The organism is Neobacillus niacini NBRC 15566, from assembly GCF_001591505.1.
GTDB classification, from domain to species: domain Bacteria; phylum Bacillota; class Bacilli; order Bacillales; family Cytobacillaceae; genus Neobacillus; species Neobacillus niacini.
Map to the genome: position 1 here is coordinate 27,036 of NZ_BCVA01000020.1, position 15,240 is coordinate 42,275.

Here is a 15,240-nt window from a genome sequence, read left to right on the forward strand (position 1 = left end):
GCGTGAAACAATTTGTAGGACAAAATGTAAAAAGAAAAGAAGATTATCGGTTGCTCACTGGTTCTGGAAAGTTTGTAGCTGATATGCGTATTGAAAATATGGTCGAAGCAGCGATTCTGAGGAGCCCATATGCTCATGCAAGGATAAGAAACATTGAACTTTCACGGGCAAAAAATTATGAGGGTGTCCTTGATGTCATCGTTGCTGCTGATTTAAAAGGAAAAGTAAAACCTTTCACTGAATTTGTAGAATTCACCTTGCCTCCGCAGCTAGAAGCAGATATAAAACCCACGATTAAGAAAAACCCTGAACCAATGCTAGCAGAAGATAAAGTAACGTTTGTCGGTCAAGCGGTTGCCATTGTATTAGCAGAAGACCGGTATGTGGCTGAAGATGCACTAGCTTTGATTAAGATCGACTATGAGCCTTTGCCTGTGGTTACCGATCCTTATGAAACGATAAAGGAAGAAGCACCCGTTATCCATCCAGAGCTTGGTAATAATATTCAATCATATTTCGAGGTAAAGGTTGGAGATATTGACCATGCTTTTAGACAGGCTAATCACATTTTAAAAACAAGAATAAAAACTCCAAGAGTATCGGGAAATCCGCTTGAGACTAGAGGGGTAATTGCTGAGTACCAAGAACGAAATCAACAACTTGATGTTTGGTCATCTACTCAAGTACCTTTTATGGTTCGCTCCTATCTTTCAAAGCTAGTTGGGCTGGTCGAAGGAAATATACGTGTTGTAGCACCAGATGTTGGCGGCGGATTTGGGCCGAAATGTGCGGTCTATCCAGAGGAAATTATCATTCCTTATCTTGCGATGAAATATAAACGTCCTGTTAAGTGGATTGAAGATCGTCTTGAGCATATGCAGAGCACGAGACATTCGCGTGATCAGGTACATGACGTTGAAGTGGCTTTTAGAAATGATGGAACCATACTTGGATTGAAAGATCAGTTCCTCCTAGATAATGGAGCGCATAACTCATTTGCGCTATGTTGTGCTTATAACTCAGCTGCCCATTTGCGGGGAATGTATCTCATACCAAATTATGACATTACTGGCCGGATCGTCTTAACAAATAAGACACCTAACGTACCTTATCGTGGGGCAGGGAGACCGGAGGCCGTGTATGTAATGGACCGTATCATTTATATGATCGCTGACAAGTTAAATCTGGACCCAGTGGAAGTTTCATTGAGAAATTTTGTTCGTCCTGAACAAATGCCGTATGAAACAGGTATTTTTTACCGCGATGGTGCAAACATGATATTGGAAAATGGCGACTACGTTAAATCTTTACAACAAGCATTGAAAATAGCTGGATATGATGAATTCCGTCAAAAACAAGAAGAGGCAAGGAAGCAAAACAAAAATATTGGGATTGGTTTATCCTCTTACATTGAAGGAACAGGGATTGGCCCGTTTGAAGGTGCAGCAGTAAAAGTTGATTCCACTGGACATATTTTGGTTGGAGTTGGTTCTAGTCCACACGGTCAAAGTCATGAAACCACTCTCTCGCAAATTTGTGCCGATGTGTTCGGTGTAAGTCCAGAGCAAGTATCTGTACGGGCCGGAGATACAAGTCTGCTTCCATATGGTGTCGGTACATTTGCCAGCAGGGGGGCTGTTACGGCAGGATCAGCAGTTCATGGTGCTTCCAAACAATTAAAAGAAAAGTTTCTATTAATTACAGGGGAAATGCTTGGAGTTTCAATAGATGATCTAGAAATGTATGGCGGCAAAGTATATCTAAAAAATTCGCCATCCAAATTTGTTACCTTACAAGAAATAGCTCAGGCTGCTAAACCCGGCCCTCGCTGCAAGGTTCCAAAAGGAATCGAACCAGGTTCGAGTGCAACCTATTACTTTGTACCGCCAACGGTTACTTTTTCATCTGGCTTCCACGTAGCAGTTGTGGAAGTTGATAAGGAAACAGGATTTGTCGATATCTTACGTTATATTGTTGTTCATGATTGTGGCCGTGTCATTAATCCTAAGATTGTTGATGGTCAAATTCAAGGCGGAGTTGCACAGGGGATTGGTGGTGCTCTATATGAAGAAATTATTTACGATAAAAACGGTCAATTAGTCACCGGAACTTATATGGATTATTTAATTCCTACTGCCATGGAGGTCCCTGAAGTTGAAATGGGTCACCAAGAGTATCTTTCTCCACACAATCCGATGGGGATTAAGGGAGTGGGAGAAGGTGGTGCCATCAGCCCGCCAGCCGCAATCGCCAATGCTGTTTGTGATGCGATGAGACCATTAAAAATAGAAATAAACACTCTCCCGATTAGCCCGAATAAATTAAGAAGTTTAATAGAAGAAGCTGAACGCACAGAAAGTGTACTAAAATAAGCAAAATCCAGAAAGTTTTCTAGAATTTTTTTTAATAGAAAAACAATATAAGCACAGTGAAATTAAAAAAATCTAATCAAGGGTGAGATTATTCTAAGAACGATCTGACCCTTGACAATTAAATGGAAAGAAAAAAATCCATGTATGCAGAAATTAGAGGGAGGCTGAAGATGGAATACGTTATATATGGAATCATTACTGGTTGTATCTTAATCATTGCTTCCATTGGTTTTTCAATGGTTTGGAAAACAGAAAACTTCTTAAATATAGCACATGGTCAAATGCTTTTAATAGGTGCGTATATGGCCTATCTCTTCAAAAGCGTCCTTAACTTTCCATTTGCCTTGGCAATGATTCTTTCCGTCATCGCTACAGCTGTGTTAGGGCTATTGTTAGCAAAAGTCTTCTATTTTCCAGTACGGAAAAGTGGAATTCTAGTGTTACTATTCACATCCATTGGTCTCTCGTGGGTAATTTACGGTATTGTTCAGGCAATAGTGGGTCCGCAGATTCGAACTTTTGGACTTGAGACCAGTAATATGATTGAGGTGTTTGGCAGCCAGATTCTTTCGTATCATGAATTGTTTATTATTGTGATCTCAGTTGCGTGTGTCGTGGGTCTTCATTTAATTTTAACAAAAACGAAAAACGGCAAAGGTTTCAGAGCGATGGCAGAAAATCGCGATTTGGCGCAATTAAGGGGAATAAATTCTAAAAAACTATCGAATTATGTTTGGTTACTATCATCGGGATTGGCAGGATTAGCCGGCATTCTACTGGCCATGTCGGGCACGCTTAATATGGAGTTAGGCTGGCAGCAGATTTTGATCATCATGTCAGTCGTCATTGTAGGAGGAATGGGGAATTTATACGGTACGATGCTTGCTGCATTAATTATTGGATTGAGTATGGATGTTAGCACCGTGATAGTCCCTACGTCATACAGAACAGCAATAGCATTCATTATTGTTATACTTGTCCTTTTAATTCGTCCTCAAGGACTATCAAAGGGTGGTGCACATTAAATGGAGATTCTAGTTTTCTTATCAGGGCTCATTGCATTAGGCGGAATTTACGCTATGCTGGCTGTGGCATTAAATATTAATGGCGGAATACTTGGGCTTTGGGATTTAGGGGTTGTCGGGTATTTTGCAGTTGGTGCCTATTCCTACACATTGCTGACAATCGATGCTCCTGAGGGACTTGGACTTCCAATGTTCGCGGGTGTTATTGGTTCGGTGATTATTACGGGGTTATTAAGTTTATTTATTGGCTATACCTCACTTCGTTTACAGAGTGAGTACCTGCTAATTACAACGTTTGCGTTTGCTGAAATCATTAGAATTGTTGCTGCAAATGAAGAATGGTTAACAAATGGAAACATCGGAATTTTTGGGTTGGATAAACCTTTTCAGGACCTCATTCCTGGTGCCAATTACATGCTATTTTTCACAGGATTAGTGCTTATAAGTTTAGCTATATTTTATTTCTTTGCCCAAAGGCTGGCTGATTCTCCAATGGGTCGTTATATGAGGGCTATTCGGGAAAATGAAATCGTAACCCAATCGATAGGAAAGAAAATATTTGCTACAAAGCTAAAAGTGTTTGTCTTAAGTAGTTCTATGGTTGGGTTAGTTGGCTGCTTTTATGTTTGGTATATGTCTATCATTGCACCAAATATGTTTACCTCTGCTATAACGTTTACGGTTTGGACAGCACTTGTACTAGGCGGGATAGGAAATAATCGCGGAGCTGTAATCGGTGCTTTTGTTCTTATACTTGTTCAAGAAGCGACACGCTTTATTCCAGTACCAGCTGAATACAGTGTTGTATTAGCAGGATTGAGGCAATTTGTGTCCGGGATGATGCTGATTCTCGTTCTACGCTTCCTTCCACAAGGATTAATTGCTGAAAAATTTAAATCAGTAGAAAAGATATTTAAGTTCCATGATAATACGATAATCCTTGAACCGAAGGGAGTTGGGAAAAATGCTGCAAGTCAAGGAGCTGAGTAAAAACTTTGGAGGCGTTCAGGCCGTTAAAAATGTAACATTGGAGGTTAATAAAGGGGAAATTGTTGGACTAATCGGTCCTAATGGTGCAGGAAAAACAACCCTTTTTAATATGATTAGTTTATTTTTACCTTCCAATTCTGGTGAAATCAACTTCTTGGATGAAAAAATTGATACTTCTACTCCTGAAGCGGTAGTGGGAAAAGGATTATTAAGGACTTTTCAGACTCCAGTTGGTTTTCCCAAACTAAGTTTGCTTGAAAACTTAATGGTAGTACCTCCTAATGATTCTGAAGGATTATTCTCAATATTTTATAAAAAGAAGAAAATTATTCGCGAAGAGCAAGAGCATTATGATCAAGTTTGCGGGCTGCTTCGGCAATTTAACTTATATGAAAAACGAAATGAACTTGCTGAAAATTTAAGTGCGGCTGAGTTGAAATTGCTGGAGCTATGCCGCCAGTTAATGGCAAATCCAAAAATCATGCTGCTGGATGAACCAGCTTCAGGGGTAAATCCGATCATGCTTGATAAAATGGTTCAGCATATTTTAAGACTTAGAAGTGAAGGAATGACGTTTCTTGTTATTGACCATAATCTAGGTTTTATTTATCGAATATGTGACAGGATCTATTGTTTAGCTAATGGAGAGCTCATCGCTTCAGGTACTCCACAAGAGATTTCCAATAATGATAAGGTTAAATCTGTATACTTGGGGGCGAGTTAGTATGAGTTTTCTTGAAGTAAATAATGTTGTTTCTGGTTATGGAAAAATACCCATTTTACATGGTCTCAGTCTTCACGTAAATCAAGGGGAGATGGTGGGGATTATTGGTTCTAATGGTGCAGGGAAAACAACTTTAATGCATACCATCAGCGGTTTACTTCCTGTAATGAGCGGTTCAATTTCGTTTCAAGGGAACAGGATTGACAATGTATCCCCAAGTGACATTTCAAAGATGGGCTTAGGATATGTTCCACAGCGAAAAAATGTCTTTGCGGAATTAACTGTATTTGAAAATCTCGAAATGGGTGCATACACGCTAAAAAAACCTAAGAAAAAAATAGATGAAATGCTTGAGATGTTTCCTCGCTTAAAAGAACGGATTAATCAGAAAGCTGGAACGTTAAGCGGCGGAGAACGACAAATGTTAGCTTTAGCAAGTGCATTGATTGTGAACCCTAAATTTCTTCTTCTAGATGAGCCGATAACCGGATTAGCTCCCCAAATTATTCAAGGGTTAATCAACATGATTGTTGAAATTCGTGATCAAGGGACAACTGTAATATGGGTCGTTGAGGAAAATCCGAAAGAAGTGTTAAAGCATGCTGATCGTGTTTATTTAATGGATTCTGGAATCATTAAAATGGAACGAACTGGAAAACAGTTTTTGGAAGAAGAAAATTTCGAAGAACTATTCTTGGGCCACTAAGGGGGATAAGGAAATGAAAAAAGTATCGATGGCTGCTATTTCTATTTGTACGGCATTAACAGTAATGACCGGCTGCGCAAGCTCTACAGGAAGTTCAGGTACTAGTGGTTCAAGCAGTGGCGGTGATGTTAACGTTGGATTTTTATCAGGGCTTACTGGATGGCTCGGTGCGTTTACAAAAGAGAATATCAATTCTATTTTATTGGCAAAAGATGAAATTAACGCAGCAGGTGGAATCCTGGATGGAAAGAAAATTAATATTGTGGATGTAGATACAGCTTCTACTGTTGAAGGCTCAATTAAAGGTTATCAAAAGCTGGTCAATGCAGATAAGGCTGTCGCAGCCATTGGTCCTGAAACGGAATCAATGCTTGCTTTATTGAAAGAAGCGCCAAAATCAAAAGTGCCGATCATGTCCGCTTTTGCTGGTTCGACAGAACTTGATAAGGTTGGAGGGAATTTTGCATTCCGAACCGCCGCTTCTGATTCAACGATTGGAGAGGTTCGTGCAAAGGTATTAATTGAGAGTGGTGTTAAAGAAATTGCCGTTATGGTAGGTAACTATGAAGGAGCACAAAGTGATGTTGAGAGATTTAGAGAAACATATGAAAGATTGGGCGGAAAGATTCTTGCTGAGGTAACCTTTAATACTGGTCAGAATACGTATAATGGCGAATTGAAAAAGCTTGCTGATGCCAATCCGAAATTAGTTTATTATTCTGGCGGCATTGATACTGCACCAACGATTTTTAAATCTGCAAAGCAAAGAGGTTATAATTGGGAATGGTATGTAACACCAGATGTTGCTGTACAAGAATTTATTGATGTTATCGGAAAGGATATCGCGGAAGGAATTAAAACCATTATTCCCATGGAAGACGAAAATAATGAAGGCTTCAAACGTTTCAACAAGAACTACGAAGCAAAGTTTAAAGCTAAGCCATCTGGCGGATACTATAATGCTAATACGTATGACCTTTTAATTGCCTCTGCTTTAGCTATGGAAGCAGCTGGTGAAGCAACCGGCAGTGCAATTAATAAAAAAATCCGTGAAGTTACGAATCCTCCGGGTAAGGTAGTTACTACATTCGAAGAAGGACTTAAGGAACTGCGTGCAGGAAACGATATTGACTACCAAGGTGCATCAGGACCTATTGACTTTGATGAACACGGAAATGTATTAGCTTCTTATGCTTTAATGGAAGTTAAAGCTGGTGAGTGGAAACAAAATGAGTTTTTTACTGCAGATTTTCTTGAATAGAGTTTTCGGAATAGTTAAAAAATAATGAAGCAAAGAGGCAAAGATTATTAATTTGCCTCTTTGTTTATTTAAAATATTGGGAGGTGTACAGAATGAGGAAGGGTGGTTTACCCCCACAAAATTTGCCTTCGTCACATCGATCAACGGCAGCGATTCATCCAGAAAATCTTTCATCAGGAATTGTTTCGGGGTTACTTGCAATCACTGGGCCGCCCGTTATTATATTAGAAGCAGCAGCAAATGGGAATTTTACAGATGCTCAAACTATTTTCTGGATGTTTTCTGTTTATTTTTTTGGAGGGCTTTTTAGTGTTATCCTGCCATTATATTATCGGATTCCCATTGTTGGTGCCCACTCCATTACTGGAGTTGCCTTCTTAGCAACGATAACTTCACAGGTCCCTTACAATCAATTAATCGGCGGTTATATCATTTCAAGTCTATTAATTTTTCTTGTTGGCATTTTTGGGTTATTCTCAAAATTTATGAAATATGTTCCAAAGGAAATTATTGCAGCGATGATGGCAGGGATCATTACAAGCTATGTTGTAAGATTAATCGTTTCTATACAACACCTTCCTCTAATTGGGGGAACCGCTTTACTTACATATTTTTTGTTTTCAAAGTGGAAATTACGTGTTCCTCCCGTCATAGCTGCCGTTTTCTCAGGATTTATTGTTCTGTTACTAACATATAATTTTGATTCAGCAGCTGAAAGTACGATTGGTTTTGTCATCCCTCAATTACAACTGCCAGAGTTTAATCTCTTAACAGCTCTTACCGTCTCAGTGCCTCTTACCTTATTAATCTTGAGCAATGACGCAGCACCTGGAATCGGAGCATTGGAGCAAAACAATTATAAGCCTCCGATTAATAGAATCGTAACGTTAAGCGGGATTTTTTCTTTCTTTGCAAGTTTGTTCGGTGGCCAGTCTGCTAATGTTGCAGGAATGATGACAGCTATTTGCTCAGGAGAGGAAACCGGTATGAGAGAAAAAAGATATATTGCCGCTGCGGTATCAGGAGTTTTAATCTTATTGTTTGGTATTTTTGCCTGGTGGACGGTGCCATTTATTAAATCATTACCAGGAGATTTTGTATCAATGCTGGCAGGATTTGCTCTATTTGGAGTATTGGGTTCCAGCCTAAAACAGAGTTTTTCGAAGTCAACCATGATGATGAGTGTAACCTTTACCTTTGTTATTGCGATGTCAAATATAAGTGTATTTTTTATTAGTGCACCTGTATGGGCGTTAGCAGGTGGAGCTTTCATTGCAAACTTTATAGAAAAAAACAAAAAGGAAAAACAGCTCAAAAAGGGGTGAAGTTATGGGAAAGACTGCTATTACAGCGGTAGAGAGTAAACCGAAATTTTATTATGGATATTTCATCGTTGCTTTATCTTTTATTGCTATGTTTGCTACTTTAGGAATCCGCGGTACATTTGGAACATATGTAACCCCTTGGGAAGAAACATTTTCTGTTAATCGTTTATGGATAAGTGTGGTTTCCTTTACGAGTCTATTTGTATACGGGATCAGTATTGCCATCGCTGGACGACTTGCTGATAAAATTGGTCCGCGGAAAGTATTAACGTATAGCATGGCATTAATGAGTTGCTGCTTATTAGGGTCTTATTTTGCGACAAACATCTGGCATATCGTTATTCTATATGGATTAATTGGTTCTGTTGGATTTGGGTTTGCATCAAATATTACTGTATCTGTTGCAATTGTTCGTTGGTTTAAGGAAAAAAAGGGGCTAATGATTAGTATTGTGGTTCTTGGAATGGCAGCAGGACCTATGGTTTATACCCCACTTAATATCCTTCTGATTGAGAAGATGGGATGGAAATGGCTGTTTGTGATGTATGGCGGGATATACGCCATACTACTCATCCCATTGTTTTTCCTCTTTTTCCGAGACCAGCCTGGGCATAATTCTGTTATTGAAAAAAATAAAACAATCCAAAATGAAAATATAAAAGGTAAATCTATTTTCTCTATATTTCGTTATCCAATTACTTGGGTGATTTGCATTACCTATTTTGTATGTGGCTTTACTGATGTTGGCCTAGTTTATACACATATGGTTCCATTAGGGGAAGGGAGGGGTTATTCACGAATCCTAGTAGGTAATGCGATGATGGTTTATGGAATTGCTAATATAGTCGGAACCATTATTGTAGGGTATATAACCGATAAATTTAATAATAAAACATTACTTTGTATTTTGTTTTCAATAAGGGTAATTGCGTTACTGCTGCTGCTTTTTATCAATCATCCCCTCGTCTTATTTTCATTTGCACTTTTATATGGTTTTACCGATATAGCAACGATTGCTCCTTTTACAATGCTTTGTTCCAAACTATTTGGAATCAATCGAATGGGTTCTGCTTTTGGGATGGTAAGCTTTTTTCATCAATTTGGAGCTGCATTCGGTTCGTTAATTCCAGGATTATTGTTTAGCCTTTCATTAGACTATATATCAACACTGTGGCTTTGTATTATACTGCTATTTGCTAGTGCTATTATTATACGGAATATTCAGACAATGCGGATACTAGATTAAACAAACCATCTAAGGAAATATGAATCCTAATTAATTGACAGATTATTGATAATATTCCCAAAAGAATATATCATTACAATAACGCAATCCTTATTAGGGGAGGAACTCGTTTATGTCACAATTAAAAGAATTTCGTACAATAATGAATTCGATTAAAGCTGTATGGGAAAAGAATAAAAATGCTGCGATTGTTATGTTGATTGGTGTTAATGGCTCAGCATACAGAATGCCAGGTACTAAGATGATGATGGCAGAAGATGCTGAAATAGTGGGAACAATCAGCGGCGGGTGCTTAGAAGGTGATATTTATGGTTATGCAGAAAAAGCTCTTCAAAAAGGGACACCAGCGACCTTAAACTATGACCTAAGTGATAACGAGATCTGGGGTTTGGGAATTGGCTGTAAAGGTTCATTAGAAATTCTCATCCTTCCTATAAAAAGAGAGGACCCATTTTGGAAATCGACTGACGAATTGTTAAACGAAGAAGAGGAATTTTCCTTAATTATTGAAATACAAACAGGAGTTAAAGCAATTGTTACAAAATATGGAGATGTCATTGGTGACAGCGAATACCTTCCTTCTGTCGTGTACGAAGGTGCAAGAAAGAGCATTAAATCACAAAAACGAGCGGAAATTATTAAATGGGAAGGGCGTACATTCGTGGTTGATGCAATACGCCCAAGCCAAAAATTAATCGTAGCAGGCGCTGGAAAGGATGCAATACCAGTCGTTGAATTTGCTGCAAAAGCAGGGTTTTCGGTAACTGTTCTAGATCCGCGCAGTGAATTTAATAAAGAACGGTATTTCCCTGCTGCACATCATCTAGTTGAACTGCCGGAAAATATAAACCCAGAAAACGTAAAAAATGCATGGTGGGTTATTATGAATCATTTGCAGAGTCGTGATGAAGAGGCCCTCAATCTAGCTCTAAAAAGTAACCCTAAATACATTGGTGTTTTAGGGCCTGTATCCCGAACACATGAAATGCTAGTGAATATAGGAGCGGATTTAACCATTGGAGAAGACATTTTTTCACCTGTTGGTCTGGATATAGGTGCAGAAACGATGGAGGAAGTGGCAATAAGTATTGTTTCTGAAATGATGGCGGTCCGATCCAATCGTGGAGGGAAATCACTAAAAGGGAAATTGAAGATTCATGCCTAGGATAGGAGCCATCATTCTTGCTGCTGGATTGTCTAAACGAATGGGGCATCCTAAACTTTTACTGCCCCTAAACGGAAAACCACTTTTTCGATATCCGCTTGAACAAGCCATTAGAAACCACCTGCAGCCAATTTGTTTAATAGCCGGTCAACATTTGCAGGCGTTTCAAACTGCATCCTCGGATTTAGTTGGTGTGGAATATATTTATAATAGGGGCTATGAACAAGGAATGTCCTCGTCATTAAAAATAGGAATTGAAAACATCAAGGATTGTACAGATGCTGCCTTTATTTTTTTAGCAGATCAGCCTTTTGTTCCTGATTTGGTCGTCCAATCAATGATTGAAGAATTTGGTAAAGATACACGTATTGTCCGACCACAATATCAGGGCAATTTCGGTCACCCCATATTGATTGATAAAAGTTTATATGATGAATTTCTAAAATTAGAGGGTGATCAAGGTGGTAAAGCAATAATAAATAATTATAAAAGCGAAACAAAAATCCTTACATTTGATCATCCATTTTGGGGAATGGATATTGATACACCTGAAGAATATCGGATAGGGGAACAAAGAATGACTGCTAACATTCCTAATTTATAAAGGTAAATTCGTGGAACGACCCAAGTGTAAACCTCTACTTGGGTCGTGTTCTTAATGTATATCAACGATTTGTTTTTTTAAATAGGATTTCACCTCAGTTTTATGTTACATTTGATATGTAACTGATAGTTTACAAGAAAAGGATGAATTGGGATGTCAACAAACAAGATTAGAATCGAGAAGGATTTCCTAGGAGAAAAAGAAATACCGTTTGATGTGTACTATGGGATTCAAACCATTCGGGCAATAGAGAATTTTCCTATTACGGGATACCGCATTGATGGGTCTCTAATTAAAGCGCTTGCAATGGTAAAAAAAGCAGCGGCCATCGCGAATATGAACACAACACGGTTGTACAAAGATCTTGCAAATGTCATCATTAAAGCGGCCGATGAAATTATTGCAGGAAAGTGGGACGACCAATTTATCGTGGATCCAATCCAAGGTGGTGCGGGTACTTCGATGAACATGAATATGAATGAAGTCATTGCCAACCGTGGACTTGAATTACTTGGTCACGCAAAAGGTGATTACTTCCATTTAAGTCCAAACACACACGTAAATATGTCACAATCTACTAATGATGTATTTCCAACAGCTATACATATTTCTACTTTAACGTTATTAGAGAAACTTCTCGTCACCATGGATGATATGAGAAATGTTTTTAAACAAAAGGCTGTCCAGTTTGAGAAGGTTATTAAAATGGGGCGTACGCACCTTCAAGACGCTGTTCCTATTCGTCTTGGACAAGAGTTTGAAGCCTACTCAAGGGTGCTTACGCGTGATATTAACCGGATTAAGCATACACGAGAACATTTATTGGAAGTGAATATGGGAGCAACTGCAGTAGGAACTGGATTAAATGCTGATCCAAAATATATTAAAGATGTAGTTAAACAGCTCGCCGAAATTAGCGGTTTCCCACTTGTAAATGCGGAGCATCTCGTGGACGCGACACAAAATACGGATGCCTATACCGAGGTTTCAGCAGCACTAAAAGTTTGTATGATGAATATGTCGAAAATCGCCAATGACCTACGATTAATGGCTTCAGGTCCACGCGCGGGGCTTGGAGAAATTCGTCTGCCTGCACGGCAGCCAGGTTCGTCCATTATGCCAGGTAAGGTAAACCCCGTTATGCCTGAGCTAATTAATCAAATTGCTTTCCAAGTCATTGGGAATGATCACACCATTTGTCTTGCCTCCGAGGCTGGTCAATTAGAATTAAATGTTATGGAACCTGTATTAGTCTTCAATCTGCTTCAATCCATTAGTATTATGAACAATGGATTCCGTGTCTTTACAGATCATTGCTTAGCTGGTATTGAAGCAAATGAAGAGCGCTTAAAAGATTATGTAGACAAGAGTGTGGGGATTATTACGGCAGTCAATCCGCATCTTGGTTATGAAGTGGCAGCACGAATTGCTCGGGAAGCTGTCATTACGGGGAAATCTGTCCGTGAATTATGTTTACAATATGATGTTTTAACAGAAGAAGAATTGGATATTATTTTGAATGTCTATGAAATGACTAAACCAGGAATTGCTGGAGAAGAACTACTGGATAGGGATTAATTGTAAGTTAAAATAAACAGATACCCGCACAGTGATTTTCACCGTGCGGGTATTATTGTTATTTCTCATTCTTCTTCTTATCGTCTTGTTTGTCACTCTTTTTATCACTTAACCCTCTATATATTTGCGTATACATACTGCCTTCTTTGATGTTTTCTAGAAAAAAAGGACCTATTAGCTCTAAGTATTCTTCATCATCAAAAAGCCTTTTATTTTCTAATTCCATTTCTCCCAATCCATCGTAGGTAGATAGTAGTGCGTAGGTGTGATCTTCACCAGATATCGGTGTGAGTATTTCAACATGATGGTTATAATTATCATTTCTGAACTTTTTTATCTCTCTTAAATTGTCGATTGCCTCTTTAAACTTTTCTTGTTTGATAATAAACGTCTGGTATACAAAAACAGACATTAAAGCACCCCCAGAGAAAGATACAAGCATACTATCTTTATAAATCTCCAGAAAGTCCTTTTTTATTCGAGATAAGAAAAGTTACAATAAAGTAATGTTCGCTTTTGAGCAATCCTCAATGATTTGATCATTCCATACTGAAACTTGAACCTCGCCTATATGAACTTTTTTTAGAAAAAACATACATATTCTTGACTGTCCAATTCCTCCGCCAATGGTATAGGGAAGTTCACGGTTGAGAACAGCTTGATGATATTCTAATGACATTCTGTCTTCAGTGTTAGTAATCTTTAATTGTTTTTTCAGCGCCTCTTCATCAACACGAATACCCATTGAAGAAACTTCGATTGCTTGCTCTAAAGTAGGATACCAGAAAATAATATCACCGTTTAATGACCAATCATCATAATCTGGAGAACGGCCATCGTGTTTTTCTCCTGACATTAACTGACCGCCTATTTGCATGATAAACACGGCACCATACTCTTTAGCAATCATGTCTTCTCGTTCTTTGGATGTTAGCGCCGGGTACATGTTTTCAAGTTCCTGTGTGGTAATAAAATGAATGTCTTCAGGCAGGACAGGCGTTAGTACAGGATAAAGTTCGTTTAAATGTTTTTCTGTATTTTTAAAGACTTGGTAGATCTTTTGAACTTCCGATTTTAACGTCTCGATGCTGCGTTGTTCTTTGGATATAATTTTTTCCCAATCCCATTGATCAACATAAATGGAATGCAAGTGATCTAAAACTTCATCTCTTCTTATGGCATTCATATCTGTATAAAGGCCAGCACCTAAGTCAAATCCATATCTTGCTAAAGCCATTCTTTTCCACTTAGCTAATGATTGAACGATTTCAATATTGGTATTCTTAATATCTATCGCCTCAAAGGATACCATTCTTTCCACACCATTTAAGTCATCATTTAAACCTTTTCCAGACTTCAGAAGAATAGGGGCTGATACTCGTGTTAAATTTAGCGCATTTGCTAAGGTGCTTTCAAAGAAATCTTTCGTTTGTTTAATTGCAATTTCGGTTTGCAATAGATTTAATATTGAAGAGTAAGCATTTTGTGTAGATAATGAATTTGACATAAAATTAAAACCTCCGGTGAAAAACTTTAATAATGAACGTTGAGTATTTATACATTCAATGTTTTACGAAACGAATATTCTGAAATTATAGCAAAGTTAGGTTTGTCTTACCACTGGTTTAGAAAAAAAAATCTCTCCACCGTTTAACTTGGTGAAGAGATTTTTTCATTATCTTAATTGATCCCAATCTGAGTAAGCTCCACTGCCTTGACAGCCTGGGCACTCTACTGAGTTATAATAAGCAAATTCATTATATGGATAAACAGTAAAGCCTCTCCCATAACAATCAGGACATTTGTCCTGATTCTTCATATGTGAAACATGATTTTGATATCTTGTTTCCCGCCATTGGTTAAAGGAGTTAATTAGACCCATGTTTTTCACCTCGCTGTTTTTAGTTAGTATGATGAAAAAATGGAATATTTATGCAAGATGTGAATCGGTATGTTTTTTATCATCATTCAAAAACTATAGGTAAGAGGTGATAAGATAAAATGAGTGATTGGAATGAACAAGCTGCGCCTAATAATAATATCCCCGCAAGAGTTGTAAGACCTTTTGAGCACCGTGACCAAAGTGTCAACCATGAGTTCTCAGAAGAGCTTTCTGATGGCGGAGAACGTAACGAATTTATCCAAAAACAGACAAAGATAAAGAAATAGTAATGAGTGGTGGCGATGATAGGAATTAATCGTCACTTTTTTATTTTACAAATTTATTTAGTTAGTGTAGAATTT

At 38.2% G+C, this 15,240-nt stretch carries 15 protein-coding genes; 12 read left to right on the top strand and 3 right to left on the bottom strand.

All coding sequences use genetic code 11. From position 1 onward, the window contains the following. Positions 1-2 precede the first annotated feature (2 nt). The 11 genes from BANA01_RS15465 (at position 3) to aspA (ending at position 12,996) form a co-directional block, all read left to right on the top strand. Positions 3-2,372: a xanthine dehydrogenase family protein molybdopterin-binding subunit gene (locus tag BANA01_RS15465; RefSeq protein ID WP_063253707.1), complete on the top strand. Its 2,370-nt coding sequence runs from the start codon at positions 3-5 to the stop codon at positions 2,370-2,372. A 170-nt stretch (positions 2,373-2,542) separates the two neighbouring features. Further along, complete coding sequence (locus BANA01_RS15470) at positions 2,543-3,397, top strand: branched-chain amino acid ABC transporter permease (protein WP_063253708.1); 855 nt, start codon at positions 2,543-2,545, stop codon at positions 3,395-3,397. Then, entirely contained in the window at positions 3,398-4,387 is a 990-nt protein-coding gene (locus BANA01_RS15475; RefSeq protein WP_063253709.1) for a branched-chain amino acid ABC transporter permease, read from the top strand. Next, complete coding sequence (locus BANA01_RS15480) at positions 4,362-5,111, top strand: ABC transporter ATP-binding protein (RefSeq protein WP_063253710.1); 750 nt, start codon at positions 4,362-4,364, stop codon at positions 5,109-5,111. Before BANA01_RS15475 ends, BANA01_RS15480 begins: the two co-directional genes overlap by 26 nt. Position 5,112: 1 nt before the next feature. After that, positions 5,113-5,817: an ABC transporter ATP-binding protein gene (locus tag BANA01_RS15485; RefSeq protein WP_063253711.1), complete on the top strand. Its 705-nt coding sequence runs from the start codon at positions 5,113-5,115 to the stop codon at positions 5,815-5,817. A 13-nt stretch (positions 5,818-5,830) separates the two neighbouring features. Then, positions 5,831-7,078, top strand: coding sequence for an ABC transporter substrate-binding protein (locus tag BANA01_RS15490; protein ID WP_063253712.1), 1,248 nt, complete (start codon positions 5,831-5,833; stop codon positions 7,076-7,078). A 92-nt stretch (positions 7,079-7,170) separates the two neighbouring features. Next, complete coding sequence (locus BANA01_RS15495; protein WP_082799544.1) at positions 7,171-8,403, top strand: benzoate/H(+) symporter BenE family transporter; 1,233 nt, start codon at positions 7,171-7,173, stop codon at positions 8,401-8,403. A gap of 4 nt (positions 8,404-8,407) precedes the next feature. After that, positions 8,408-9,649, top strand: coding sequence for an MFS transporter (locus tag BANA01_RS15500; protein ID WP_063253713.1), 1,242 nt, complete (start codon positions 8,408-8,410; stop codon positions 9,647-9,649). 112 nt (positions 9,650-9,761) lie between these two features. After that, positions 9,762-10,814, top strand: coding sequence for an XdhC family protein (locus tag BANA01_RS15505; protein ID WP_063253714.1), 1,053 nt, complete (start codon positions 9,762-9,764; stop codon positions 10,812-10,814). Continuing rightward, a complete protein-coding gene (locus BANA01_RS15510; RefSeq protein ID WP_063253715.1) occupies positions 10,807-11,418 on the top strand; it encodes a nucleotidyltransferase family protein in 612 nt (203 codons plus the stop codon). Before BANA01_RS15505 ends, BANA01_RS15510 begins: the two co-directional genes overlap by 8 nt. A 153-nt stretch (positions 11,419-11,571) precedes the next feature. Further along, the gene (gene aspA / locus BANA01_RS15515) at positions 11,572-12,996 is read left to right on the top strand and encodes an aspartate ammonia-lyase (RefSeq protein ID WP_063253716.1); all 1,425 of its coding nucleotides are present in this window, start codon (positions 11,572-11,574) and stop codon (positions 12,994-12,996) included. A gap of 58 nt (positions 12,997-13,054) precedes the next feature. Here the strand turns inward: aspA and BANA01_RS15520 are convergent, their stop codons facing one another. From BANA01_RS15520 to BANA01_RS15530, 3 genes are all read right to left on the bottom strand, one after another. Next, a complete protein-coding gene (locus tag BANA01_RS15520) occupies positions 13,055-13,408 on the bottom strand; it encodes a hypothetical protein (protein WP_063253717.1) in 354 nt (117 codons plus the stop codon). Positions 13,409-13,489: 81 nt separating this feature from the next. Beyond that, positions 13,490-14,503: an aspartate--ammonia ligase gene (asnA, locus tag BANA01_RS15525; RefSeq protein ID WP_063253718.1), complete on the bottom strand. Its 1,014-nt coding sequence runs from the start codon at positions 14,501-14,503 to the stop codon at positions 13,490-13,492. Positions 14,504-14,671: 168 nt separating this feature from the next. Next, a complete protein-coding gene (locus tag BANA01_RS15530) occupies positions 14,672-14,878 on the bottom strand; it encodes a methionine aminopeptidase (RefSeq protein ID WP_034673885.1) in 207 nt (68 codons plus the stop codon). 119 nt (positions 14,879-14,997) lie between these two features. On the opposite strand from BANA01_RS15530, the gene BANA01_RS29925 reads away from it, so the two are divergent. After that, positions 14,998-15,165, top strand: coding sequence for a hypothetical protein (locus BANA01_RS29925; protein WP_169803701.1), 168 nt, complete (start codon positions 14,998-15,000; stop codon positions 15,163-15,165). Positions 15,166-15,240 lie beyond the last annotated feature (75 nt).

Excerpts from the sequence above, each read along its gene's own strand:
- BANA01_RS15470 (WP_063253708.1), top strand. The coding sequence starts at position 2,543 with ATGGAATACGTTATATATGGAATCATTACTGGTTGTATCTTAATCATT.
- BANA01_RS15475 (WP_063253709.1), top strand. The coding sequence starts at position 3,398 with ATGGAGATTCTAGTTTTCTTATCAGGGCTCATTGCATTAGGCGGAATT.
- BANA01_RS15480 (WP_063253710.1), top strand. The coding sequence starts at position 4,362 with ATGCTGCAAGTCAAGGAGCTGAGTAAAAACTTTGGAGGCGTTCAGGCC.
- BANA01_RS15485 (WP_063253711.1), top strand. The coding sequence starts at position 5,113 with ATGAGTTTTCTTGAAGTAAATAATGTTGTTTCTGGTTATGGAAAAATA.
- BANA01_RS15490 (WP_063253712.1), top strand. The coding sequence starts at position 5,831 with ATGAAAAAAGTATCGATGGCTGCTATTTCTATTTGTACGGCATTAACA.
- BANA01_RS15495 (WP_082799544.1), top strand. The coding sequence starts at position 7,171 with ATGAGGAAGGGTGGTTTACCCCCACAAAATTTGCCTTCGTCACATCGA.
- BANA01_RS15500 (WP_063253713.1), top strand. The coding sequence starts at position 8,408 with ATGGGAAAGACTGCTATTACAGCGGTAGAGAGTAAACCGAAATTTTAT.
- BANA01_RS15505 (WP_063253714.1), top strand. The coding sequence starts at position 9,762 with ATGTCACAATTAAAAGAATTTCGTACAATAATGAATTCGATTAAAGCT.
- BANA01_RS15510 (WP_063253715.1), top strand. The coding sequence starts at position 10,807 with ATGCCTAGGATAGGAGCCATCATTCTTGCTGCTGGATTGTCTAAACGA.
- aspA (WP_063253716.1), top strand. The coding sequence starts at position 11,572 with ATGTCAACAAACAAGATTAGAATCGAGAAGGATTTCCTAGGAGAAAAA.
- BANA01_RS15520 (WP_063253717.1), bottom strand. The coding sequence starts at position 13,408 with ATGTCTGTTTTTGTATACCAGACGTTTATTATCAAACAAGAAAAGTTT.
- asnA (WP_063253718.1), bottom strand. The coding sequence starts at position 14,503 with ATGTCAAATTCATTATCTACACAAAATGCTTACTCTTCAATATTAAAT.
- BANA01_RS15530 (WP_034673885.1), bottom strand. The coding sequence starts at position 14,878 with ATGGGTCTAATTAACTCCTTTAACCAATGGCGGGAAACAAGATATCAA.
- BANA01_RS29925 (WP_169803701.1), top strand. The coding sequence starts at position 14,998 with ATGAGTGATTGGAATGAACAAGCTGCGCCTAATAATAATATCCCCGCA.